General features: G+C 78.5%; 2 protein-coding genes and 1 pseudogene. 2 read left to right on the forward strand and 1 reads right to left on the reverse strand.

Features of this window, described 5'->3' with window-relative positions; all coding sequences use genetic code 11:
- Both JZ5iCDA_RS19835 and JZ5iCDA_RS16890 read left to right on the forward strand, forming a co-directional pair.
- Positions 1–127, forward strand: a pseudogene (locus JZ5iCDA_RS19835) (50S ribosomal protein L5); the annotation flags it as partial.
- Between the two features lie 63 nt (positions 128–190).
- Positions 191–1,156: a glycosyltransferase family 4 protein gene (locus tag JZ5iCDA_RS16890; RefSeq protein WP_253182137.1), complete on the forward strand. Its 966-nt coding sequence runs from the start codon at positions 191–193 to the stop codon at positions 1,154–1,156.
- On the opposite strand, the gene JZ5iCDA_RS16895 is transcribed toward JZ5iCDA_RS16890, so the two are convergent.
- Complete coding sequence (locus tag JZ5iCDA_RS16895; protein WP_069388174.1) at positions 1,110–2,264, reverse strand: glycosyltransferase; 1,155 nt, start codon at positions 2,262–2,264, stop codon at positions 1,110–1,112. The two genes, JZ5iCDA_RS16890 and JZ5iCDA_RS16895, sit on opposite strands and share 47 nt — an antisense overlap.
- Between the last annotated feature and the right edge of the window lie 110 nt (positions 2,265–2,374).

A 2,374-nucleotide genomic window follows, 5' to 3' on the forward strand; every position in this document is an offset into this window, starting at 1 on the left:
GCAGGTGACGAAGGCCCGCAAGTCCATCGCGCAGTTCAAGCTGCGCGAGGGCATGCCGATCGGTGCGCACGTCACGCTGCGCGGCGACCGCATGTGGGAGTTCCTCGACCGTCTCCTGTCGATCGCCGGCGCGAGCCGGCACCGCGCCGGGCGCGTGTCGCCGTGGACGCTCCTCGCCGCCGCGCGCACCGTGCCGTTCCTGTGGCGCGTGACCCGGCACGTGCGCCGGCTGCGGCCCGACGTCGTGCACACGACGTCGCTCAAGGCCGACCTGCTGGGGGTCGTGCCGGCGTTCGTGGCGCGTCGGCCGCTCGTGTGGCACGTCCACGACCGGGTCGCGGACGACTACCTGCCGGGCGTGCTCGTGCGCCTCGTGCGCGCGCTCGCCCGCGTGGCCCCGGCCGCGGTCGTGGCCAACTCCCGCGCGACGGCGGCGACGCTGCCCGTGCGCGCGAGCGTCGCCTACCCGGGGTTCGCCCCCGCCCAGGCCGAGGGCGTCCCCGACTGGCCGGCACCCGACGGCGACCCGGTCGTCCTCATGGTCGGCCGCCTGAGCCCCACCAAGGGGCAGGTCGAGGTCGTGCGCGCGATGCCCGCCGTCCGCGAGGCGGTCCCGGGGGCGCGGCTGCGGGTCGTCGGCGCGGCGGCGTTCGGCGCCGCGGACTACGCGGCCGAGGTCCGCGCGGAGGTGCACCGCCTGGGGCTCGACGACGCGGTCGAGCTCGTCGGCCACGTCGCCGACACACGCGCGGAGCTCGACCGCGCGGCCGTGTGCGTGCACGCGTCGCCGGTGCCGGAGCCGTTCGGGCAGGTGGTCGTCGAGGCCATGGTGCGCGGAGTGCCGGTGGTCGCCACGCGCGCCGGCGGCGTCGAGGAGATCCTCCTGGAGGGCGCCGGCGAGCACGAGGCCGCCGCCACCGCTGCCGCCACCGCCGACGCCGCGGCCACGGGCGAGCCGCTCGGCCTCCTCGTCCCGCCGGGCGACGTCGACGCGATCGCCGCCGCCGTCCGGGACGTCCTCACCACGCCCGACGCCGCGCGGTCCCGCGCGGACCGAGCCCGCGCCTCCGCGCTGCGACGGTTCCCCGTCGCGCGCACGGCGCAGGTCCTCACGGACGTCTGGACCGCCGCGTCCGGTCGACCGCCGCACGCATGAGCGCCGCCTGGCCGCGCCACGTCGGCACGTCGGGCGGCGTGCCCGTCAGAGCTGCGGCCTCGGGCGCGGAGGCCGCGTCGAGCGCGGCCAGGACCGCGTCCGGGAACCGCGCGGCCTCGGCGACCCGGACCGCGGGCTCGTCCCGGAAGCCCGCGACGGGAGTCGCGACGACGGGCCGCCCCACCGCCCGGTACTCGTAGAGCTTGATCGGGTCGAGGCTCTCGGTGAAGTCGTTGACGAGATGCGGCACGAGCAGCACGTCCGCGTGGCGCAGGTAGGCCGGCACGGCGGTCCACGGCCGCGGGCCGAGCAGCGCGACGTCCGCGGCCGCGAGCGCCTCGCGGTCCTCGCGGCCGACGTCGACGACGGGGCCGACGACGACGACGCGCGCCCGCCCGCGCAGGGCGCGCGCGGTGGCGAGGAGCAGCGGCACGTCGAACCGGTCGGGGTGCGCCGTGCCGACGTAGAGGGCGACGCGCCCGTCCGGCAGGTCGGCGGGTCGCGCGTGCGCCGCGCGGTACCGGTCGAGGTCGACGCCGTTGGTCACGAGCGTCACCGGTCGCTCGGCGCCCTTGCGGCGCACGAGGTCGGCCGAGCACACCGTCACCTCGGCGCACCGCTCGAGGAGCGTCCGCTCGTCGGCGACGAGACGGGCGTGCTCGGCGGGGCTGCGGTCCGCGGCGAGCCAGTCGTCCGTCACGTCGTACAGGGAGGGCCAGCCGGTGCGCGCGACGAGCGCTGCTCCGGAGGGGTCGTTGACCCACAGCACGGGACGCCGCAGGCGGGCGCGCCGGACCGCGCGCTCGACGCTGCGGGCGAGGTGGTCGTCGACGCGCGGGTCGACGCGGCGGGGGAGCCACTTCGTCGGCTGGTGCAGCAGGATCCGGCCCGGCGCGACGCCGGGCACGGCGGGGGCGGGGCGCAGGCCGCGACCCGGCCGGGGGAGGGCCCGCCGGCTGAGGCGGTGCAGCGGGTCGGCGGCCGGCTCGACGAACAGCACGCGCAGGCCGGGGTCGGCCCGGCACAGCTCGGCCACGAGGTACTGGTTGCGCCGCCACACGTCGTCCCACGCCTCGAGCGACAGGACGACGAGCGCGTCGTCGCTCACCCGAGGACCCGCGCGTAGACGGCCTCGGTCCCGGCGACCTGCGCGGCGGGCGTGTACCGGGAGCGCTGGGCCTCGCGCCCGGCGACGGCGCACGCGTCGCGGCGGTCGGG

This window comes from Cellulosimicrobium cellulans, assembly GCF_001722485.1.
In the GTDB taxonomy this organism is placed as follows: Bacteria; Actinomycetota; Actinomycetes; order Actinomycetales; family Cellulomonadaceae; genus Cellulosimicrobium; species Cellulosimicrobium cellulans_A.